This is a genomic window from Enterobacter cloacae complex sp. 385G4, assembly GCF_057320665.1.
Genome location: NZ_JBXWDD010000003.1, coordinates 128,795 through 148,682, shown reverse-complemented (window position 1 = coordinate 148,682; position 19,888 = coordinate 128,795). Strand labels below are relative to the sequence as shown.

Sequence of the window (19,888 nt, the reverse complement as noted above, 5' to 3'; positions counted from 1 at the left end):
ACCCGGCCTACAAAACCCGTAGGCCCGTGCAAGCGTAGCGCCGCCGGGCAAATCAGGCGACGATGCGGCCTGATGCCCTTTCTCCCACAACCCGCTCTACTCAATTGATTTTTCACCCCGAAAAAGGTACGTTTTCCCCTTCATTCCAGCGTGGACATGCCAGCATTATGCCGATTATTCAGTCTGTTGAACGTGCGTTGCAGATCCTCGACCTGTTCAACGAGCAGGCCACCGAGCTAAAGATCACCGACATCAGCAAACTGATGGGGCTGAGCAAGAGTACCCTCCACTCGCTGCTGAAAACCCTCCAGCTTCACGGCTATATCGATCAGAACCCGGAGAATGGCAAATATCGCCTCGGCATGAAGCTGGTCGAGCGCGGCCATTTTGTCGTGGGCTCCATCGATATTCGCCAGAAGGCGAAGGGCTGGCTGACGGAGCTGTCCCGGCGGACCGGACAGACCACCCATCTGGGGATCCTGGACGGGCGTGAAGGGGTTTATATCGAGAAGATTGAAGGCAAGCTGGCCGCCATCGCCTATTCGCGCATCGGCCGCCGCCTGCCGGTTCACGCCACCGCCATCGGCAAGGTGTTGATTGCCTGGCTGGGCGAGGCCGAGCTGAACGCCCTGCTGGAGGGCTATCACTACACCACGTTTACTCCCGCGACCCTCGCCTCCCGCGAAGCGTTTATGACCGCCCTGACGCAGACCCGCGAGCAGGGCTATGCCCTGGACAGCGAAGAGAACGAGCAGGGCGTGCGCTGCGTGGCGGTGCCGGTGTGGAACCACGAATCCCGCGTGATTGCCGCCCTGAGCCTGTCGACGCTCACCTCCCGCGTGGACGACGCCGAGCTGGCCTGCTTCCGCGAGGAGCTTCAGCAGGCCGGGCTCGAGCTCTCACGCGCCCTGGGCTATACCGGCTCGTAGGTGAAGTAGTCGAAGTCTGCGTGACAGCCGTCGCCGCTGATGTCCTCGCAGTGCAGCCCCACAAACGCGCCGGTAAAGAAGCCGCGCCCTCCGATGTAGTCATCCGACAGCTTCCACGCTTCATAGGTCACCGGCACGGCGTGCCACGTCTCGCCGTCGAACGAGTAGCTGTAGCGGTAGACCAGCTTATCTACGTCCACCCGCAGCCAGACGCTCTCCGCATGTTCCGGCACCGAAATGGGCTGCTCGTGCAGCGGCCACGACGGCACGTTGTGGTCGAGCTGGATCACCTTGATGGTTCTCCCCTGCCCCTCCTCGTAGTCCACAAAGCAGTAGCTCCAGTTTTTACTGTTGTAGTAGCAGGTCAGCCCCGCGCTCTGCTGGAAGTGGACCGGCGAGAACTGCATCCGTGTTTCGGAGCGGAAAGCGAAGTGCTGCCAGCGACGCGCCACGGTCGACTGGGTGAAGGTCGAGTTGAGCGAGTCGTTGCCGTAGAGCCGTAAGTAGCCCGGGCGCGCGGTGAGCGAGCCGAGGGTGTCGTCGAACGGAATGCGCAGGGTCTGAAGTTCAGGGTCAAGCGTGCTGCCGTCGAAATCGTCCCGCCAGCCGTGCTGAACGGCTGCGGGCTGCTCGACAATCTGCGGGCCGGGCACGGTCAGCTGCGCGTGCTTGCCGCCTTCCACGTACGGCCAGCCGTCGCGCCATTCAATGCGCGCGATGCCGGTCTCGCGCCCCAGCGGGCAGTAGCCGCGCCCGCCGGAGGCCAGCAGCGGCACGCCTGGCAGGCGCAGCGGGCGGCTGGTGAGGTAGGCCATATACCACTCTCCGGTGTGGGTTTGCAGCAGCGAGCCGTGGCCGCTCTTTTGCAGCGGGTTCTCCGGCAGGTGCCAGCTGGTCATCATCGTCACCTCCGGGTGCAGCTCGTAAGGCCCGTCGATATTTTTTGAACGCAGCACCACGACGGCGTGCTCGTAGCTGGTGCCGCCCTCGGCAACCAACAGGTAGTACCATCCCGCATGGCGATACAGGTGCGCGCCCTCGGTGTAGCAGAGCGGCGTGCCGGTAAACAGCGTTTTGCGCTCCGGCGAGAGCGTGCCGGTCTGCGGGTCAAACGCCTGCAACACGATGGTGTTGTGCGGGTTGCTGTGGTGGCGCGGCCCCCACGGACGATAGAGGTAGTACTTACGGCCATCGTCGTCGTGGAACAGGGACGGGTCAAACCCGCCGTTGCCCATCGGGATCGGCTCGCTCCACGGCCCCTCAATCGAGGGCGCAGTGACAAGGAAGTTGCGGCCGTTTTTCCACGGCGAGTCGACAATCTTCACGTCGGTGTAGAGCAGCCAGAACCTGCCGTCGGCGTAGCTCAGGCACGGCGCCCAGATGCCGCCGGAGTCCGGGTTGCCCTTCATGTCCAGCATCGACACGCGGTCCAGCGGCGTGCTGACCAGCGACCAGTTTTTCAGATCGCGGGAGTGGTAGATGCGCACGCCGGGGAACCACTCGAAGGTCGAGGTGGCGATGTAGTAGTCCTCGCCCTGACGGCACAAAGACGGGTCCGGGTTGAAGCCGGTGAGTATTGGGTTGGTGATTTCCATATTGCCTCCGGTTAATGGGATGCGGCTGTCGCGGCGTCGGGAACGGCCTCGCCCTGTGCCGCGCGGTGCTTGATCAGCTGCTGGCTGATGGCCTCCACGCGGGCATCGGTGAGCTTGTAGAACGACAGCATGATGAACATGCCCGCGTAGAGCACCACCGGCACCACGCAGAACAGAATTTTGATGGTGGTGAGCACCTCGACCGGCTGCACGCTGCTGCTGGCGGAGTAGTTGACGTACGCGAGGATCCAGCCCACCACCGCCCCGCCAATTGCCAGGCCAATCTTCAGGCTGAACAGATAGGTGGAGAACACCAGCCCGTCGAGGCGTCGCCCGCTGCGGCTCTCCTCGTAATCCACCACGTCAGAGGCCATCAGCCACTGCAGCGGCGTGGTGGTGTTAAAGACGAACAGGAACAGGATGTTGAGGGCGAAAATCAGGGCGATGTGCTCCGCCGGGGTGATGAAAATCAGCAGGCTGATCAGCGAGTAGGCGACGATGATCCACTTGAAGGCGGTGACGCGGTCGAAACGGCCCAGCAGGCGGGAGGAGCAGAGCGAACCGAACATGGTGGCAAGGCTGCCGTAGAGTAAGAACTGGGTCGCCATCTCCGGGTGATCCATCACGTATTTGACGAAGTAGAGCGTCGCCCCGCCGCGCACCACGTTGGAACAGGTCGCCATCATCTTGAACGCGCACATGATCCGCCACTGGCCGTTGCCGAGCAGCAGCTTGAGATCTTTCGCCACCGACGAGCCCGGCTGCACCTCAAAGGTGTAGCGCTCTTTGGTGGTAAAGAAGCATACGTAGAGCAGCACCACGCCGGTCAGGCCCAGCACGCACATGGCGCCGAAATAGCCCACCTGCTCATCCCCCTTGCCGATGATGCTGACCAGCGGCAGCGCGATGCCGCTGATGGCGAGCGAGCCCGCCGCGGCGAGGAAGAAACGCCAGGACTGAAGGGCGTGGCGCTCTTTCGGGTCGGCGGTGATGACGCCGGGCATGGCGCAGTAGGGCACGTTAACGAAGGTGTAGACCAGGGTCAGGAGAATGTAGGTCGCGCAGGCGTAGATGATTTTGCCCTGCGCGGAGAAGTCCGGCGTGTAGAAGGTCAGCATGCAGACGATGCCAAACGGGATGGCGCCCCACAGCAGGAACGGGCGGAACTGGCCGTGCCGCGTGCGGGTGCGGTCTACCAGCAGCCCCATCAGCGGGTCGGTCACGGCGTCGAGCACGCGGGAGACTAAAAACAGCGTGCCCATAATGCCCGCGGAGAGTCCAAACACGTCGGTGTAGAAATAGGCCAGCAGGAACATGGTAGCCTGCCAGACGAAGCCGCAGGCGGTGTCACCCAGCCCGTAGCCAATTTTGTCTTTCATGGTTAATTGCGTCATCAGAATTACACCCTTATTTAGTGTGCTGAATTACAACATCGTGTTAATGGAGTGTAATGAGCTGTTCAATTAACCAGCAATGGTCATATCTTATTTCTGAATTACGTTATTTTGCTTTTGTGACGCCAACGATATATCGCAACATATTGTTTAAATTAACAAATTACAGATACGGAAAAGCCGTCCACGGAATATATTCCGTAGACGACAAGCGAGTGAAAAATAATTAAATACCGAGCGCTTTTTTACCGGCGTTAATTACCTCAATAATTTTATCGGTGTCATAAATACAGCCTTTCCAGGTGCCGCCGCTTACGGACTGCAATGCCGCCCACAGCCGGGTATCGTCCGGCAAAAAGTAGTGGGCGTGCAGGTCCGGGTGCGTCTGCCGCAGCGCCAGCTCGCGCGCGCCCTCCTCCGGCGTCAGCGGGTTATCCGCCGTGCCGATAAAGTTCACGCTGCCTGTTAATGTCAGGCGGTCGACGGCAATCTCGATGATGTCGTTGTCGCGCAGCTTGCCAATCGGTCCGCCCGCTAGCGCCTCCGGAGACACGTGGCCGAAGCAGGCGCCCGTCGACACGCCCGAGAAGCGCGCATCGGTGATTAACGACACCGTTTTGCCCCACGAGATATGCTTCAGCGCGGAGGTAAGCTGGTAGGTCTCTTCCATACCGGTGCCGGACGGGCCGCCGCCTATCACCACCATGATATCCCCCTGCTTAATCTCTTCCCGCTTGATGGCCTTGATCGCCTGCGCTTCCGAGACAAACACCCGCACCCGGCCGGTGTGGCGGTAAACGCCATCGTCACCCACCACCGACGGGTCGATCGCCGTGGCCTTGATCACCGAACCTTCCGGCGCGATGTTGCCCGTCGGGAAGCAGACCGTCGAGGTCAGCCCTTTCGCTTTGGCTTTCTCCGGCGGCAGGATCACGTCATCCGGCTCCACGCCGTCCTGCTCGCGCAGGCACTGGCGGAAGCGCTTACGGCGCTCGGACGTCTGCCACCAGTCGAGGTTCTCGCCCACCGTCTGGCCGGTGACGGTGATGGCGTCCAGATGCAGCAGGCCGAGATCGCGCAGGTGGAGCATCACTTCCGGCACGCCGCCCGCGAGGAACGCGCGTACGGTCGGGTGGTAGTCCGGGCCGTTGGGCAGCACGCTCACCAGGCGCGGCACCCTGCGGTTGAGGCGCGTCCAGTGCTCTACGTCCGGGATAGTGCAGCCCGCCGCGTGGGCGATGGCCGGGATATGCAGCAGTAAGTTCGTGGAACCGCCGAACGCCGCGTGGATCACCATGGCGTTTTCGATGGCTTTATCGGTGAGGATATCGCGCGTGGTGATGCCGCGGTTATCCAGCTCGCTCACCGCCCGCGCCGACTGGCGGGCGATCTCCAGCCACACCGCCTGCCCGGACGGTGCCAGCGCGGAGTGCGGCAGCGCCAGCCCCAGCGCTTCCGCCACCACCTGCGAGGTGCCCGCCGTGCCGAGGAACTGGCAGCCACCGCCCGGCGACGCGCAGGCGCGACAGCCGAGCTCGGCGGCCTCCTGCAATGAGAGCTCGTGGTTGGCAAAGCGCGCGCCGATGGTCTGCACCTTGCCCGCATCTTCCCCCACGGTCGGCGGCAGCGTCGCCCCGCCCGGCACCAGGATGGTCGGCAGGTCGTGCATGGAGGCCAGCGCGATCATGGTGGCGGGTAGCCCTTTATCGCAGGTGGCCACGCCGATCACCGCCCGGCGCGTGGGCAGAGAGCGGATCAGACGGCGAAACACGATCGCCGCGTCGTTACGATACGGCAGGGAGTCGAACATGCCGTACGTGCCCTGCGAGCGCCCGTCGCACGGATCGCTGACGAAGGCCGCAAACGGGATCCCGCCGTTGCGGGTGATCTCCTTCGCCGCCGCCTGCATCTGCATGCCGATTTCCCAGTGCCCGGTGTGGTAGCCCAGCGCAACCGGTCGTCCGTCCCCGGCGCGGATACCGCCCTGGGTACCGATAATCAGCACCTCTTTGCCGGTCAGCTTGTTGGCGTCCCAGCCCATCCCGGCGTTCTGCGTCATGCCGAACAGGTTGCCGCTGGGGGATTCCATCAGCATCTGCGGGGTCAGCGGCAGCGCGCCCTGCGGCCCCGCCGCGTGGGTGATCACCGCATAAAACGCATCGTCCTGTGGGGTGAAAATTTTTTCAATGGTCATCGTTATCGTCCGGCTCAGCAGAGCTTGAGCTGTTGCAGCAGGGTTTTCAGCTGCGCCTTACGCGGCTCGTCCAGCGGCGTGGCAGGCGGCAGCACGTGCGTGGAGACAGGACGACCACAAAGTACGATCGCCTCTTTAATGACGTTCACAAACGGCGTATCCAGCTGATACATCTGCGGGATTTGCAGCAGGGTCTGATGATACTCAGCCGCTTTCGCCACGTCTTTATCCCGCCAGGCTTTCAGAAGATTCACCGACACCTGCGGAGCAAAGTTGCCGCTGGCCGAAATCGCCCCGTCGCCGCCGAGCAGCAGGGTATTAAACAGATGATCGTCGTAGCCGCACAGCACGGTGAAGTGCGGATGAGCGGCTTTAACGGTGAGGATCATGCTGCGCAGGTGGGCGACGGAGTCGATGGTGTCTTTGATCCCGATAATATTGCTGCGCGAATCGGCCAGGGTTTTCACCAGCGCCGGGGTCAGATCCTGCCCCGTCAGCGCCGGGAAGTTATAGAGCATCACCGGCAGCGTGACGCTGTCGGCCACCTGTTCGAAATAGCGGATCAGGTTCGCTTCCGACACCTTCCAGTAGTAGGGGTTGATCACCACGATGCCGTCCGCGCCCGCCTGCTGCGCGTGCTGGCTGAGTTCAATGGTTTCCCGGGCATTGGTGCCGCCGGTGCCGATCAGCACCGGCACACGACGATCGACATGATCGATAGCAAATCGGGCAATGGTTTTACGCTCTTCGGCGCTGAGCTGGGAGAACTCGCCGCCGCTGCCCAGGAAGAACAGGCCGTCAACGCCCGCGGCGATCAGGTCGTCGATCAGCGCGGCGGTGCCCGGCTTATCGAGCTGGCCGTCGGCGGTAAAGATTGTGGAGACAGGGGGAATGATTCCCGTGAACAACGCGGACTGCGACATGAGATCTCCTTGTTGAATCATTTTGTTCTATATTATAGAACAGCGTTCATTAATTTAACGATCATACTATGACGCAGAAAAAGGGGAGGTAAATGGGAGATGAGGAGGGAGTGCGGGAAGTTTAAGCTGGATCACATTATGCGAAGGTGCGGTCTGGTGCCCTCACCCTAACCCTCTCCCACAGGGAGAGGGAACTTTTACACCCTCTCCCCGTGGGAGAGGGGCGGGGTGAGGGGTTGCTCTACCAGCATCTTCACCACAACCTTACGCACCTGCGCCGGTGCCCCCACCGCGCACAGCGGCTTATGCACTTCGCCAGGATAAAACACCACAAAATCCCCTTCGCTCAGCACCACGGTTTTCTCCTGCTCGCCTTCCGGCAGGAACGCGATGTCTTTATCCGCCAGCCAGTCGGTGTCCGGCGTGCCGTGCGGCAGGGTGCTGAACGTCATCCCTTCCTGCCCCTTTAACACGATCTGTATATCCAGATAGCGCGCGTGATACTCGGCGCGGCGCTCGGCGAATGGCTGGGTCATGTCTTCAGAGACCAGATAAAACAGGCTGTTGCCGTTGATGTCATGCTTGCCGGGCGGCGTGGCGTCGGTAACGTGGGCTTTTACGTACTCAATGGCCTGGCGCAGATCGTCAGTCAGCCAGGACTGGAGATGGTGGATGTTTCCAATAATCATGTTTCAACCCTCAATATAAAACAATGTTTCATTTTTATCTTTTATACGAGAATCCAGGCTGCCATACCAGCCCTTTTTGGACGAGGTTTGCGCGAGCGCATGTTTATCGGGAATGGTGTTAATTTGCTGTTAACCCTGCCCAGGCAATTATGCAGAGGTTATGCATAACCTCGATCCGCGCTTATCGCACGGCTGTTCTAACCTCTTGATCATGCTCTCTAATTAACAAAACCCGTTGCCGCCTCACACTTTACTGTTTTGATAATTTGCTCTAAAAAACCATAATTATTTATTGATTTTTCTTAAGTCAAAAATAGTTAATTACGTTATTTGCATAGCCATTCTTGCATATGATTTTTATCATTTAAAATCAGACACATAACAACTTATTTCAAAAGATTAATATCCACAAAATAATAACAACCTCAAATAATGCCACCGAATCCTGCTTAGCTATTCAACTCCCAATAATATGAAATTAATCATTATCTGATGCGAATCATGCAAATGAAAACAAACTCATTATTATCCATATTCGCGTGAGCAACATCACAATACGGATTATTTAACTGCCTAGTATGAATTACGAAATCAATTGAGCTTAGCCGCCATGAAATTAAATGCATCACATGGCGCATGCCCTTTTTATTCTGAAAAACAGTTAAAGGAATAATTATGGAAAAGCATTACGTCGGTTCTGAAATTGGTCAATTGCGTAGCGTTATGCTGCACCGCCCAAATTTAAGTCTGAAACGCTTAACGCCATCGAATTGCCAGGAGCTGCTTTTCGATGACGTGCTCTCGGTTGAGCGGGCGGGTGAGGAGCATGACATCTTCGCAAACACGCTGCGCGAGCAGGGTGTGGAAGTCCTGCTGTTGACCGACCTTCTGACACAAACCCTTGATATTGCAGAGGCGAAAGCCTGGCTGCTGGAGACGCAAATCTCCGACTACCGCCTCGGCCCTACCTTTGCCGGCGACGTTCGCGGCTGGCTGGCGGATATGCCGCACCGCGAACTGGCGCGCAGGCTGAGCGGCGGATTAACCTACGGTGAAATTCCGGCGGCCATTAAAAATATGGTGGTGGATACCCACACGGCGAATGATTTTATTATGAAGCCGCTGCCAAACCATTTATTTACCCGCGATACCTCCTGCTGGATCTATAACGGCGTCTCTATTAACCCAATGGCCAAACCGGCCCGTCAGCGTGAAACCAATAACCTCCGGGCAATATATCGCTGGCACCCGGCGTTCGCCGACGGCGATTTTATTAAGTATTTCGGCGATGAGAATATTAATTACGACCACGCCACTTTAGAAGGCGGCGACGTATTAGTCATTGGCCGCGGCGCGGTATTGATCGGCATGTCCGAACGCACGACGCCGCAGGGCGTGGAGTTCCTCGCCAACAGCCTGTTTAAACATCGCCAGGCCGAGCGCGTGATTGCCGTCGAGCTGCCAAAACACCGCTCCTGCATGCACCTCGACACCGTCATGACCCACATCGACGTGGACACCTTCTCCGTCTACCCGGAAGTGGTGCGCAAAGACGCCCAGTGCTGGACGCTCACCCCGGACGGACGCGGCGGCCTGCTGCGCACCCAGGAAACCGACCTGCTGCACGCCATCGAGAAGGCGCTCGGCATTAACCAGGTACGTCTGATCACCACCGGCGGCGACGCCTTTGAGGCCGAACGCGAGCAGTGGAACGACGCCAACAACGTCCTGACCATCCGCCCGGGCGTGGTGATCGGCTACGAGCGCAACGTCTGGACCAACGAGAAGTACGACAAAGCGGGTATCACCGTGCTGCCCATCCCGGGCGACGAGCTTGGGCGCGGCCGCGGCGGCGCGCGCTGCATGAGCTGCCCGCTGGAACGCGACGGAATTTAAAGGAGCCATCATGGAACGAAAACCCACTCTGGTTGTGGCTCTGGGCGGCAACGCGCTGCTTAAGCGCGGCGAACCGCTGGAAGCGGAGATCCAGCGCCAGAACATTGAGCAGGCCGCCCGCACCATCGCCGGCTTAACGGAACAGTGGCGCGTGGTGCTGGTGCACGGCAACGGCCCGCAGGTCGGGCTGCTGGCGCTGCAAAACAGCGCCTACGACAAAGTGACGCCCTACCCGCTGGACGTTCTCGGCGCCGAAAGCCAGGGGATGATCGGCTACATGCTCCAGCAGGCGCTAAAAAACAATCTGCCCCAGCGCGAGGTGAGCGTTCTGCTCACGCAGGTGGAAGTGGACGCTGCCGACCCGGCCTTCAGCAACCCGACCAAATACATCGGCCCGGTCTACAGCGAGGCCCAGGCAAAAACGCTGGCCGCGGAGAAAGGCTGGGTGTTTAAGGCCGACGGCAGCTACGTCCGCCGCGTGGTGCCCTCTCCGCAGCCGAAGCGCATCGTCGAGAGCGACGCCATCACGGCGCTGATCCAGCGCGACCACCTGGTGATCTGCAACGGCGGCGGCGGCGTGCCGGTGGTGGAACAGGCCAACGGCTATCGCGGGATCGAGGCGGTAATCGATAAAGACCTCTCCGCCGCCCTGCTGGCGCGCCAGATCGAAGCCGATGCCCTGCTGATCCTCACCGATGCCGACGCGGTGTACCTCGACTGGGGCAAGCCGACCCAGCGCCCGCTGGCGCAGGTGACGCCGGAACTGCTTAAAGACATGCCGTTCGACGCCGGATCGATGGGGCCGAAAGTGGCCGCCTGCCGCGAATTTGTTGAGGCCTGCAACGGCATTGCCGGGATCGGCGCGCTGGCCGACGGCGCGGAGATCCTGGCGGGCGAGAAAGGCACGCTGATTCGTAACTGATCACTCATTTAAAAAGGATTTACCCATGACCATCAACCTGAAAAACCGCAACTTCCTCAAACTGCTGGACTACACCCCGGCGGAAATTCAGTACCTGATCGACCTCGCCATCGAGCTGAAGGCGGCCAAAAAGGCCGGGCGCGAAAAGCAAACTCTGGCCGGGAAAAACATCGCCCTGATCTTTGAAAAAACCTCCACCCGCACCCGCTGCGCCTTCGAAGTGGGCGCGTTTGACCAGGGCGCGCAGGTTACCTACCTCGGCCCAAGCGGGTCGCAGATCGGCCATAAAGAGTCGATGAAAGACACCGCCCGCGTGCTGGGCCGCATGTATGACGGCATCGAGTACCGTGGCTACGGCCAGGCCATCGTCGAGGAGCTCGGAGAATACGCGGGCGTGCCGGTGTGGAACGGCCTGACCGACGAGTTCCACCCGACGCAAATCCTCGCGGATCTGATGACCATGCTGGAGCACTCCCCGGGAAAAACGCTGCCGGAGCTGAGCTTTGCCTACCTGGGCGACGCGCGGAATAACATGGGCAACTCCCTGATGGTCGGCGCGGCCAAGATGGGGATGGATATCCGCCTCGTGGCACCGAAATCCTTCTGGCCAGAAGCCGGGCTGGTTGAGCAGTGCCGCGCCATCGCCAAAGAAACGGGCGCACGCATCACCCTCACCGACGACGTGGAAGAAGGTGTGCAGGGCACCGATTTCCTCTACACCGACGTGTGGGTCTCCATGGGCGAACCGAAGGAGGCGTGGGCCGAGCGCGTCAGCCTGATGAAGCCGTATCAAATCAACGCGGACGTCATGAAGGCCACCGGCAACCCGAACGTCAAGTTCATGCACTGCCTGCCCGCGTTCCACAACGAGCACACTAAAGTGGGCCGCGAGATCGAGATGGCGTACGGCCTGAAGGGGCTGGAGGTGACGGAAGAGGTCTTTGAATCACCGAACTCCATCGTCTTTGACGAAGCAGAAAACCGCATGCACACCATTAAGGCGGTCATGGTGGCGACACTCGGCGACTAATCACCACCCGGCGCGCCGCGGGGTGCGCCGGGATTCAGGAGAACATCATGGGCAAGTTCAAGTTTCCCTCCGCTTACACCATTCTCTTTTTTCTGATTGCCGTGGTTGCCGTGCTGACGTGGATTGTTCCGGCCGGGCAGTACCATATGGCGATGAACGAGGCGCTCGGCAAAGAGGTGCCGGTTGCCGGCACCTATGCGCACGTGGCATCGCACCCGCAGGGGCTGGTGTCGGTGCTGATGGCCCCGATTGCCGGACTGTACGATCCGGAGTCCGGCCAGGCCGGGGCGATCGACGTCGCGCTGTTTATCCTGATCATCGGGGGATTTCTCGGGATCGTCACCAAAACCGGAGCGATTGACGCCGGGATCGAGCGCGTCACCACTAAGCTGCGCGGGCGCGAAGAGTGGATGATCCCGATCCTGATGGCGCTGTTTGCCGCAGGTGGCACCATTTACGGCATGGCCGAAGAGTCGCTGCCCTTCTATACCTTACTGGTGCCGGTGATGCTGGCGGCGCGGTTCGATCCGGTGGTTGCGGCTTCTACCGTGCTGCTCGGGGCGGGGATCGGCACACTCGGCTCCACCATTAACCCGTTTGCCACGGTGATCGCCGCCAACGCCGCCGGGATCCCCTTCACCAATGGGATCATGCTGCGCATCGCGCTGCTGGTCATCGGCTGGATCATCTGCGTAGCGTGGGTCATGCGCTATGCCCGTAAGGTGCGCAAAGATCCGTCGCTGTCGATCGTGGCGGATAAACAGGAGGAGAACTTCGCCCACTTCCTCGGCAACAAGGGCGAGCAGTCGCTGGAATTTACCCCGGTGCGCAAACTCATCCTGGTGATTTTCGCCCTCGCCTTCGCGGTGATGATCTACGGCGTGGCGGTGCTGGGCTGGTGGATGGCGGAGATCTCGGCGGTGTTCCTCGCCAGCGCCATTATCGTTGGGCTTATCGCCCGCATGAGCGAAGAGGAGCTGACGTCGACGTTTATCAACGGCGCGCGAGATTTGCTGGGCGTCGCGCTGATTATCGGCATCGCGCGCGGTATCGTAGTGATTATGGATAAGGGCATGATTACCCACACCATTTTGCACAGCGCGGAAGGGCTGGTCACCGGATTGTCGACGGTGGCGTTCATTAACGTGATGTACTGGCTGGAGGTGGTGCTGTCGTTTCTTGTGCCTTCTTCGTCCGGCCTGGCCGTTCTGACGATGCCGATCATGGCGCCCCTTGCCGATTTCGCTAACGTCAACCGCGACCTGGTGGTTACGGCTTACCAGTCGGCGTCCGGCATCGTTAACCTTATCACCCCCACCTCTGCCGTCGTGATGGGCGGGCTGGCTATCGCCCGCGTGCCCTACGTGCGTTATCTGAAATGGGTCGCGCCACTGCTGGGGATTTTGACGGTGGTGATTATGGTGGCGTTAAGCCTGGGCGCGTTGTTGTGATTTGCCGGATGGCGCTGCGCTCATCCGGCCTACGGATCGGTGCGGTGCCACCGGTTATTTCGGGAACTGATATGGGAACTATGATGGATTACGAAGAGTACTCTCCCAAAGAGCAACTACAGCTAACGGTCTGCCAGCGTCTGATCGCGGAAAAGAGCTATCTCTCTCAGGAAGAGATCCGCCGCGACTTGCAGGAGCGGGGTTTTGAGACCATCAGCCAGTCCACCGTTTCACGTCTGCTCAAGCTGCTTGGCGTCATAAAAATTCGCAATGCCAAAGGGCTAAAGATTTATTCGCTGAATCCCCAGCTGCGCCCTGCCCCCGACGCCGCGCGTACCGTCTCCGAAATGGTGGTGAGCGTGGAGCACAATAGCGAATTTATCCTTATTCATACCGTCGCCGGATATGGCCGCGCGGTGGCGCGTATTCTGGATTATCACCAGTTACCGGAAATTTTAGGCGTGGTGGCGGGAAGCAGTATCGTCTGGGTCGCGCCCCGGGTGGTGAAGCGTACCGCCCTGGTGCATAAGCAAATTAATTATTTACTCAGAATGCATTAATATTCATAAAGAACCGTTTGCATTGAGTAAAGCGTGCATTAAATCGCTTGATCCCAAAAACGAGCTGCGTATAATGCCCGACAATTTGCCGGGAGGAAGCATGGTCAAGCGTGTACGACATAACGTCTTACCGCGTCTGAAATCAGACGCTGGCCTGCCGTTTTTCTTCCCGTTGCTAAACCTATTCCCAGAGCCCCTCATTTGAGGGGCTTTTTTTTGCCCGGCGTCAGGAGATAAACATGAATCCGCTTTATCAAAAACACATCATTTCCATAAACGACCTCAGCCGCGAAGAGCTGGAACTGGTTCTGGAAACCGCGGCAAAACTGAAGGCCAATCCGCAGCCGGAGCTGCTGAAGCACAAGGTGATCGCGAGCTGTTTCTTTGAAGCCTCGACGCGCACCCGCCTCTCCTTTGAAACCTCCATGCACCGCCTGGGCGCGAGCGTGGTGGGCTTCTCGGACAGCAGCAACACGTCGCTGGGCAAAAAAGGCGAAACCCTGGCGGATACCATTTCAGTGATCAGCACCTATGTGGACGCGATTGTGATGCGCCACCCACAGGAGGGCGCGGCGCGTCTGGCGACCGAGTTTTCCGGCGGCATTCCGGTGCTGAACGCCGGTGACGGCGCCAACCAGCATCCGACGCAAACCCTGCTGGACCTGTTCACCATTCAGGAGACCCAGGGCACGCTTGAAAATCTGAACATCGCCATGGTCGGCGACCTGAAGTACGGCCGCACCGTCCACTCCCTGACCCAGGCGCTGGCGAAATTTAGCGGCAACCGCTTCTTCTTCATCGCCCCGGACGCGCTGGCGATGCCGCAGTACATCCTCGACATGCTGGACGAGAAAGGCATTACGTGGAGCCTGCACGCCAGCATCGAAGAGGTGGTGGGCAACGTGGATATTCTCTATATGACCCGCGTGCAGAAAGAGCGTCTGGATCCGTCCGAATACGCCAACGTGAAGGCGCAGTTCGTGCTGCGCGCCAGCGATCTCGACGGCGCACGCGACAACATGAAGGTGCTGCACCCGCTGCCGCGCATCGATGAGATTGCCACCGACGTGGATAAAACGCCGCACGCCTGGTACTTCCAGCAGGCCGGGAACGGCATCTTCGCTCGCCAGGCGTTACTGGCACTGGTTCTGAATCGCGAATTAGCTCTGTAAGGGGAGACGACCATGACACACGATAACAAACTCCAGGTTGAAGCCATCAAGCGTGGCACCGTGATTGACCACATCCCTGCGCAGGTGGGCTTTAAGCTGCTGACGCTGTTCAAACTGACCGAAACCGACCAGCGCATCACCATCGGCCTGAACCTGCCGTCCGGCGAAATGGGCCGTAAAGATCTGATCAAGATCGAGAACACCTTCCTGACCGACGAGCAGGTCAACCAGCTGTCGCTGTACGCGCCGGACGCCACGGTTAACCGCATCGACGATTACGACGTGGTGGGCAAATCCCGCCCGAGCCTGCCGGAGCGCATCGAAAGAGTGCTGGTCTGCCCGAACAGCAACTGCATCAGCCATGCCGAGCCGGTTTCGTCCAGCTTTGCAGTGAAAAAGCGCGCCAATGACATCGCGCTCAAATGCAAATACTGCGAAAAAGAGTTTTCCCATTATGTGGTGCTGGCCAACTAATTGAGGTTGGTAATGAAATCCCGGCTGTTATAATGGCCGGGAACATTCTTAACGCTGTAATTCTGGAGAAAAAATGAGCAAAGTACTCGCGACGGAAAATGCACCAGCGGCTATCGGCCCATACGTTCAGGGCGTTGATCTGGGCAGCATGATCATCACCTCTGGCCAGATCCCGGTAAACCCGAAAACCGGCGAAGTACCGGCCGACGTGGCGGCGCAGGCGCGTCAGTCGCTGGAGAACGTGCAGGCTATCGTTGAATCTGCCGGCCTGAAAGTGGGCGATATCGTGAAAACCACCGTGTTCGTGAAAGATCTGAACGATTTCGCAACCGTTAACGCTACCTACGAAGCGTTCTTCACCGAGCATAACGCCACCTTCCCGGCGCGCTCCTGCGTGGAAGTGGCGCGTCTGCCAAAAGACGTGAAAATTGAAATTGAAGCGATTGCCGTACGTCGTTAATTCATTTCCATTTTTAGAGGGCAGCTGAGGCTGCCTTTTTTATTTCGACCATTTTTACTCCCGGTATTCCATGACGTCGTGTGCTGTCCATTAATAGACTGGCGCTGCCTTGTTATATTCTAATTAATGGACGAAGAATGAAACTTTCTAAAATTGCGCTGGCCGTGACCACATTAACGGTGGCGTCTTCAGCACTTGCACACGGATATATCGAATCTCCTGCCAGCCGCGCCTATATGTGTAAGCTGGGTCAAAATATTGATTGCGGCTCCGTACAGTATGAACCGCAGAGCGTAGAGAAAACCTCCGGCTTCCCGACCGGGGCAGAGCCAGCAGACGGACACCTCGCCAGCGCGGGTATCTCTCAATATTCTCAGCTGGATAAGCAGAGCCTGAATGCGTGGACTAAAAACCCGATGACCGCGGGCCCGCATGAATTTGTCTGGCACCATACTGCGCCGCACAAAACTACCAACTGGCGTTATTACATTACCAAACAAAACTGGGACCCAAATAAGCCGCTAACTCGCGATCAGTTTGAATTAACCCCGTTCTGTACAATTAACGGAAATAGCCAGGCGCCAGCCGTAACTAAATCCATGACCTGTAATGTTCCTGAACGCACAGGCTATCAGGTAATTTACGGCGTGTGGGAAATTGCAGATACCACAAACAGCTTCTATCAGGCTATCGACGTTGATTTCGGGAACGGCGGCAACGTTACCCCGGACGAAACACCTGCGGTTGTGTCCGAGTGGAGCAAAACCCTGAGCGGCCAGATTGCCGGTAATAACCTGAACGTGGGCGATAAAGTTATCGCACGCTTCTTCGACGCCCACGGCGAAGTGACCGCCATGCGCACCGAGATGACCATCGGCTCTGCTGAACAAGGCGACGCTAACCAGTGGTCCTGGGATCTGGCGCAGAAGATCAACACCGCGCAGCACGACGTGCGCGTCGGCGTGAAGGATGAAGCCGGTGACATCAGCCCGGTTCACGGCGCCAACAGCGTATTCGTGAAAGACGGCAGCACGCTGCAGTCCGTTGCTATCTCTTATGAAGAGCAGAAAGCGCAGGTGAGCGAAACCATCGCCGTTACCGATCTGCAATACAGCAAAATCGAGCATGGCAACGCGACCGTGACCTTCCACGTGAATACGCAGGGTGACGTGAATTTTGAAGCACACGTGATGAACCACCACGGTGCGGAAAAAGGCTACCTGAAGCAGGACATGAACAACAGCAATCAGGACGTCACTATGACCCTGACCGACGTGACCGCCGGCCACCACATGCTGAAATACTACGCGACCAATAAAGACGGCACCCTGTTCGCGCAGGACGTCCTGAACCTGATGCTGGAAGGCGATGCCGCTGCGGATAGCATCGGCCACCACGACTTTACCTTCCCGGACAATATCGCGTCGTACAAGGCAGGTACCGTGGTGCTTCAGCCTAAAGACGGTAAGACCTACGAATGTAAGCCATTCCCGTACAGCGGCTTCTGCGTGCAGTACAGCCCAACCGCAAACCAGTATGAGCCAGGCGTTGGCGCACACTGGAAAGAGGCGTGGGTTCTGAAGAACTGAGTAGCCTTTACGCCCGGGAGCACTGCGTTTGCCGGGCCTACACACCACGTAGGCCCGGTAAGCGCAGCGCCACCGGGCATGTGTGTTACTGATTTCGCGTGGCGCGTAGCAGCGTCTCCAGCGGATAGACCGCCGCAATCACCACCTCATCCTGCACCTTCGCCGCGCTGTCCAGCTCGCTCTGGATCGACGCGATCTCTTTGTCGTCCAGCGTCCCCTGACGCGCCACCAGATCCGTCAGCCTCAGGCCAATCGAGGCCAGCTTATCCACCTCCAGAATGACCGGCTTAATGGCCTTCAGCTGATAGCTGTTTTCGCTCAAGGCCAGCACGTCGCTGGTGTTGTTCTGCCAGCGGTTAAAGACGTGGCGCAGCGCCTCGGCGCTCTCCGTGTCTTCCGCGTCGCTCACCAGACGGTCCGCCCACTTGTGCATCTGGCGCACGGTGGCGCTTTCGGCGTTCAGGGCATCCGCGAAGCGGTTGAGCGGCTCGAACTGATGATAGTTCCCGGCCTGGAACTTGAGGTGCTGGCGGGTGTAGTACTGCGCAGGCTCCACCGCCTGCGCGAGAATTTGCAGCGGCAGGGTATCCGCATTGTTGGCGAGGCGCGTGAACTGCACCTGCTGCTGGGTATGCTGCTGCAGCCCGACGGAAACCGTCGACCAGCTGTCCATCGCCTGCAGGCGGGTATACATGTTATCGACGTCGTTGACGTCCTGCGCGGACCACAGCCGCTCCGCCACCGCAAAGGCGCGCGGCCACAGGCGGATGTCCAGCACCGGCGCGACCACGTTTTCCGCCCACAGCGCGGCTTCGCCGCCGAGCAGGTTGGCCTGATTCGTCACGTCCGGCACGACCGGAGGGGTACCTTTCGGCACGTCGTCCAGACGCGCGCCGCTAATCGGGTAGCGGGTGTTTCCCACCAGGAAATAGCCGGTGAGTTTGTCGTTATCAACGTTGACCACCGGGCGCGTTTCACCCATCCAGGTGTCGACGGTAAAGGTCACCTGGTTGTCGTCGCGCCACTGAATGTTATTCACCGCCCGACGCGATTTCCCGGCAAAATCAATAAATCCGCGCCACCCGGCGTCGCCTTTCACCAGCGTAAAGCTGCCTTCCACCGGCTTGCCCTTCAGGCGCGGCATGGAGAAAGCCCAGCTCTGGACGCTGTCGGTGTCCGCTATCACGTCCACGCCATTCAGCCCCTGCGGCACGATTTCGTTGCGGTAGTGATAGGCGGTGGACTGGGGCTGGTCGAGGTAGAAGCCGGTTGAGAGAATGCCCTTATAGCCATTCTGCGCCACCTGCCCCAGCGCGTCCTGTCCCTGCCAGGACTGGATCAGAATGCTTTTCGGCAGATCGGGATGGTAGATCTCGTCCCAGCCGACCATCTGCCGGTGGTGCTTCTCAAGGATCGTCTCCAGCTTGCGGTTGAAATACGCCTGCAGCGCGTGGCTGTCCGCCAGTTTATTGTCGCGCATAAATCTCTGGATCGCCGCGTTTGCCTTCCACTGGCTGTCGTCCACCTCATCGCCGCCAATATGCAGATACGGATCGGGGAAGATCGCCGCCAGTTCGCTGACCATCGCGTCGGCAAAGGTGTAAGTCGCCTCTTTGGTGGGATCCAGCACAGGCTTTAGTACGCCCCAGTGGCGCTCCATAGCGTACGGCCCCGGCGCGCTCATCAGTTCTGGATAGGCGACGGCAATCGCTGAGGCGTGGCCCGGCATATCGATTTCCGGCACCACGCGTATGCCGCGTTCGGCAGCGTAACGCACAATCTCGCGCATCTGCTCAGGGGTGTAGAACAGCCCGTCGCTGGCAAGCTGGGTTAATTTTGGATAACGCTTCGAGGTAAAGCGCCAGCCCTGATCGTCAGTCAGATGCCAGTGCAGGACGTTGAGCTTGGCCGCGGCCATACCGTCGATCTGGCGTTTGATATCGGGTAACGGGATGAAATGGCGCGCCGAATCGAGCAGCAGCCCGCGCCACGGGAAGCGCGGCGAATCTTCGATGGTAACCCACGGAATCGAAGTGTTTTCGGCACCGTTCTGCATCAGCTGGAGCAAGGTTTCCATTGCGCGCAATGCGCCAAAGCGGGTGTTAGCGGAGATGTTCACGCCGTTGGCATCCACTATGAGTTTGTAGCTCTCATCGCTGTCCGTCAGCGGCTGCGGCTTCACCTTTTTAGCGATGGCGATACGGATGGTCGGCTTGTCAGGTTTTTCGGCCTGTGGCTGTAGCGTCCAGCCGGTTTGCAGCGCAATGCGCTGGCGCAGGCGGTTGACCGCGTCCCCCAACTCGTCGCCGCTGACGCTCACGGAGAGTTGATTGTTAAGCACCAGCGCGCCCTGCGTCGTCGGGCGTTCAACCTTCGCAGGCCAGGGCATCAGGGGAAGGTCGCCTGCCGGCGCGGCAAAAGCGGAGGCGCCGAGCATAAGCCCGGCGGTTAAGAGACTGTACCGTAACATGAATGTTCCTTATCTGACGGGCCAAATACAGGCAAAACATTCTGTTAACATGCGTACAAATTGTCGTCAAGCGAATGCGCCGACGGAGATCACAGGTTGTTGAATTTGGGAGGAAAGCCAGATGCCGGGTGGCGGCTTCG

At 59.2% G+C, this 19,888-nt stretch carries 17 protein-coding genes and 1 pseudogene; 11 read left to right on the top strand and 7 right to left on the bottom strand.

The window, feature by feature from the left end:
* Positions 1 to 167 precede the first annotated feature (167 nt).
* The gene (gene xynR / locus AC2FAJ_RS11190; RefSeq protein WP_485454140.1) at positions 168 to 929 is read left to right on the top strand and encodes a DNA-binding transcriptional repressor XynR; all 762 of its coding nucleotides are present in this window, start codon (positions 168 to 170) and stop codon (positions 927 to 929) included.
* Here xynR and AC2FAJ_RS11185 read toward each other — a convergent pair.
* The 5 genes from AC2FAJ_RS11185 to AC2FAJ_RS11165 all read right to left on the bottom strand — a co-directional run bounded on the left by AC2FAJ_RS11185 (position 914) and on the right by AC2FAJ_RS11165 (position 7,724).
* On the bottom strand, positions 914 to 2,524 hold the full coding sequence (locus tag AC2FAJ_RS11185; protein WP_485454139.1) for a glycoside hydrolase family 43 protein: 1,611 nt from the start codon (positions 2,522 to 2,524) through the stop codon (positions 914 to 916). The two genes, xynR and AC2FAJ_RS11185, sit on opposite strands and share 16 nt — an antisense overlap.
* 11 nt (positions 2,525 to 2,535) lie before the next feature.
* Complete coding sequence (locus tag AC2FAJ_RS11180) at positions 2,536 to 3,918, bottom strand: MFS transporter (RefSeq protein WP_485454138.1); 1,383 nt, start codon at positions 3,916 to 3,918, stop codon at positions 2,536 to 2,538.
* Between the two features lie 226 nt (positions 3,919 to 4,144).
* Positions 4,145 to 6,112 carry a xylonate dehydratase YagF gene (gene yagF / locus AC2FAJ_RS11175; RefSeq protein ID WP_485454137.1) on the bottom strand — a complete coding sequence of 656 codons (1,968 nt, stop codon included), beginning with the start codon at positions 6,110 to 6,112 and terminating at the stop codon, positions 4,145 to 4,147.
* A gap of 14 nt (positions 6,113 to 6,126) precedes the next feature.
* Complete coding sequence (yagE, locus tag AC2FAJ_RS11170) at positions 6,127 to 7,035, bottom strand: 2-keto-3-deoxygluconate aldolase (protein ID WP_485454136.1); 909 nt, start codon at positions 7,033 to 7,035, stop codon at positions 6,127 to 6,129.
* A gap of 197 nt (positions 7,036 to 7,232) precedes the next feature.
* A complete protein-coding gene (locus AC2FAJ_RS11165; RefSeq protein ID WP_485454135.1) occupies positions 7,233 to 7,724 on the bottom strand; it encodes a YhcH/YjgK/YiaL family protein in 492 nt (163 codons plus the stop codon).
* A 675-nt stretch (positions 7,725 to 8,399) separates the two neighbouring features.
* Here AC2FAJ_RS11165 and arcA point away from each other — a divergent pair.
* The 5 genes from arcA to AC2FAJ_RS11140 all read left to right on the top strand — a co-directional run bounded on the left by arcA (position 8,400) and on the right by AC2FAJ_RS11140 (position 13,583).
* Positions 8,400 to 9,620, top strand: a complete 1,221-nt coding sequence (gene arcA / locus AC2FAJ_RS11160) for an arginine deiminase (protein WP_008501384.1) — start codon at positions 8,400 to 8,402, stop codon at positions 9,618 to 9,620.
* Positions 9,621 to 9,630: 10 nt separating this feature from the next.
* Positions 9,631 to 10,542, top strand: coding sequence for a carbamate kinase (gene arcC / locus AC2FAJ_RS11155; protein ID WP_485454134.1), 912 nt, complete (start codon positions 9,631 to 9,633; stop codon positions 10,540 to 10,542).
* Positions 10,543 to 10,567: 25 nt separating this feature from the next.
* A complete protein-coding gene (gene argF, locus AC2FAJ_RS11150) occupies positions 10,568 to 11,572 on the top strand; it encodes an ornithine carbamoyltransferase (RefSeq protein ID WP_222567231.1) in 1,005 nt (334 codons plus the stop codon).
* Between the two features lie 47 nt (positions 11,573 to 11,619).
* On the top strand, positions 11,620 to 13,023 hold the full coding sequence (locus AC2FAJ_RS11145) for a YfcC family protein (protein WP_163332732.1): 1,404 nt from the start codon (positions 11,620 to 11,622) through the stop codon (positions 13,021 to 13,023).
* An 80-nt stretch (positions 13,024 to 13,103) separates the two neighbouring features.
* Entirely contained in the window at positions 13,104 to 13,583 is a 480-nt protein-coding gene (locus AC2FAJ_RS11140) for an arginine repressor (RefSeq protein WP_028015317.1), read from the top strand.
* A 3-nt stretch (positions 13,584 to 13,586) separates the two neighbouring features.
* Here the strand turns inward: AC2FAJ_RS11140 and AC2FAJ_RS11135 are convergent.
* A pseudogene (locus AC2FAJ_RS11135) lies at positions 13,587 to 13,704 on the bottom strand (hypothetical protein).
* Here AC2FAJ_RS11135 and AC2FAJ_RS11130 point away from each other — a divergent pair.
* From AC2FAJ_RS11130 to gbpA, 5 genes are all read left to right on the top strand, one after another.
* Positions 13,684 to 13,788, top strand: a complete 105-nt coding sequence (locus AC2FAJ_RS11130) for a pyrBI operon leader peptide (protein WP_022646880.1) — start codon at positions 13,684 to 13,686, stop codon at positions 13,786 to 13,788. The pseudogene AC2FAJ_RS11135 and the gene AC2FAJ_RS11130 overlap by 21 nt on opposite strands.
* Before the next feature lie 34 nt (positions 13,789 to 13,822).
* On the top strand, positions 13,823 to 14,755 hold the full coding sequence (pyrB, locus tag AC2FAJ_RS11125) for an aspartate carbamoyltransferase (RefSeq protein ID WP_028015316.1): 933 nt from the start codon (positions 13,823 to 13,825) through the stop codon (positions 14,753 to 14,755).
* Between the two features lie 12 nt (positions 14,756 to 14,767).
* Positions 14,768 to 15,229, top strand: a complete 462-nt coding sequence (pyrI, locus tag AC2FAJ_RS11120) for an aspartate carbamoyltransferase regulatory subunit (RefSeq protein WP_485454133.1) — start codon at positions 14,768 to 14,770, stop codon at positions 15,227 to 15,229.
* 73 nt (positions 15,230 to 15,302) lie between these two features.
* Positions 15,303 to 15,689, top strand: a complete 387-nt coding sequence (gene ridA, locus AC2FAJ_RS11115; RefSeq protein WP_003863373.1) for a 2-iminobutanoate/2-iminopropanoate deaminase — start codon at positions 15,303 to 15,305, stop codon at positions 15,687 to 15,689.
* A 137-nt stretch (positions 15,690 to 15,826) separates the two neighbouring features.
* Positions 15,827 to 17,278 carry an N-acetylglucosamine-binding protein GbpA gene (gene gbpA, locus AC2FAJ_RS11110; protein WP_485454132.1) on the top strand — a complete coding sequence of 484 codons (1,452 nt, stop codon included), beginning with the start codon at positions 15,827 to 15,829 and terminating at the stop codon, positions 17,276 to 17,278.
* Between the two features lie 85 nt (positions 17,279 to 17,363).
* Here the strand turns inward: gbpA and AC2FAJ_RS11105 are convergent, their stop codons facing one another.
* Positions 17,364 to 19,748, bottom strand: coding sequence for a beta-N-acetylhexosaminidase (locus AC2FAJ_RS11105; RefSeq protein ID WP_485454131.1), 2,385 nt, complete (start codon positions 19,746 to 19,748; stop codon positions 17,364 to 17,366).
* Positions 19,749 to 19,888: the final 140 nt, after the last annotated feature.

Excerpts from the sequence above, each read along its gene's own strand:
- xynR (WP_485454140.1), top strand. The coding sequence starts at position 168 with ATGCCGATTATTCAGTCTGTTGAACGTGCGTTGCAGATCCTCGACCTG.
- AC2FAJ_RS11185 (WP_485454139.1), bottom strand. The coding sequence starts at position 2,524 with ATGGAAATCACCAACCCAATACTCACCGGCTTCAACCCGGACCCGTCT.
- AC2FAJ_RS11180 (WP_485454138.1), bottom strand. The coding sequence starts at position 3,918 with ATGACGCAATTAACCATGAAAGACAAAATTGGCTACGGGCTGGGTGAC.
- yagF (WP_485454137.1), bottom strand. The coding sequence starts at position 6,112 with ATGACCATTGAAAAAATTTTCACCCCACAGGACGATGCGTTTTATGCG.
- yagE (WP_485454136.1), bottom strand. The coding sequence starts at position 7,035 with ATGTCGCAGTCCGCGTTGTTCACGGGAATCATTCCCCCTGTCTCCACA.
- AC2FAJ_RS11165 (WP_485454135.1), bottom strand. The coding sequence starts at position 7,724 with ATGATTATTGGAAACATCCACCATCTCCAGTCCTGGCTGACTGACGAT.
- arcA (WP_008501384.1), top strand. The coding sequence starts at position 8,400 with ATGGAAAAGCATTACGTCGGTTCTGAAATTGGTCAATTGCGTAGCGTT.
- arcC (WP_485454134.1), top strand. The coding sequence starts at position 9,631 with ATGGAACGAAAACCCACTCTGGTTGTGGCTCTGGGCGGCAACGCGCTG.
- argF (WP_222567231.1), top strand. The coding sequence starts at position 10,568 with ATGACCATCAACCTGAAAAACCGCAACTTCCTCAAACTGCTGGACTAC.
- AC2FAJ_RS11145 (WP_163332732.1), top strand. The coding sequence starts at position 11,620 with ATGGGCAAGTTCAAGTTTCCCTCCGCTTACACCATTCTCTTTTTTCTG.
- AC2FAJ_RS11140 (WP_028015317.1), top strand. The coding sequence starts at position 13,104 with ATGATGGATTACGAAGAGTACTCTCCCAAAGAGCAACTACAGCTAACG.
- AC2FAJ_RS11130 (WP_022646880.1), top strand. The coding sequence starts at position 13,684 with ATGGTCAAGCGTGTACGACATAACGTCTTACCGCGTCTGAAATCAGAC.
- pyrB (WP_028015316.1), top strand. The coding sequence starts at position 13,823 with ATGAATCCGCTTTATCAAAAACACATCATTTCCATAAACGACCTCAGC.
- pyrI (WP_485454133.1), top strand. The coding sequence starts at position 14,768 with ATGACACACGATAACAAACTCCAGGTTGAAGCCATCAAGCGTGGCACC.
- ridA (WP_003863373.1), top strand. The coding sequence starts at position 15,303 with ATGAGCAAAGTACTCGCGACGGAAAATGCACCAGCGGCTATCGGCCCA.
- gbpA (WP_485454132.1), top strand. The coding sequence starts at position 15,827 with ATGAAACTTTCTAAAATTGCGCTGGCCGTGACCACATTAACGGTGGCG.
- AC2FAJ_RS11105 (WP_485454131.1), bottom strand. The coding sequence starts at position 19,748 with ATGTTACGGTACAGTCTCTTAACCGCCGGGCTTATGCTCGGCGCCTCC.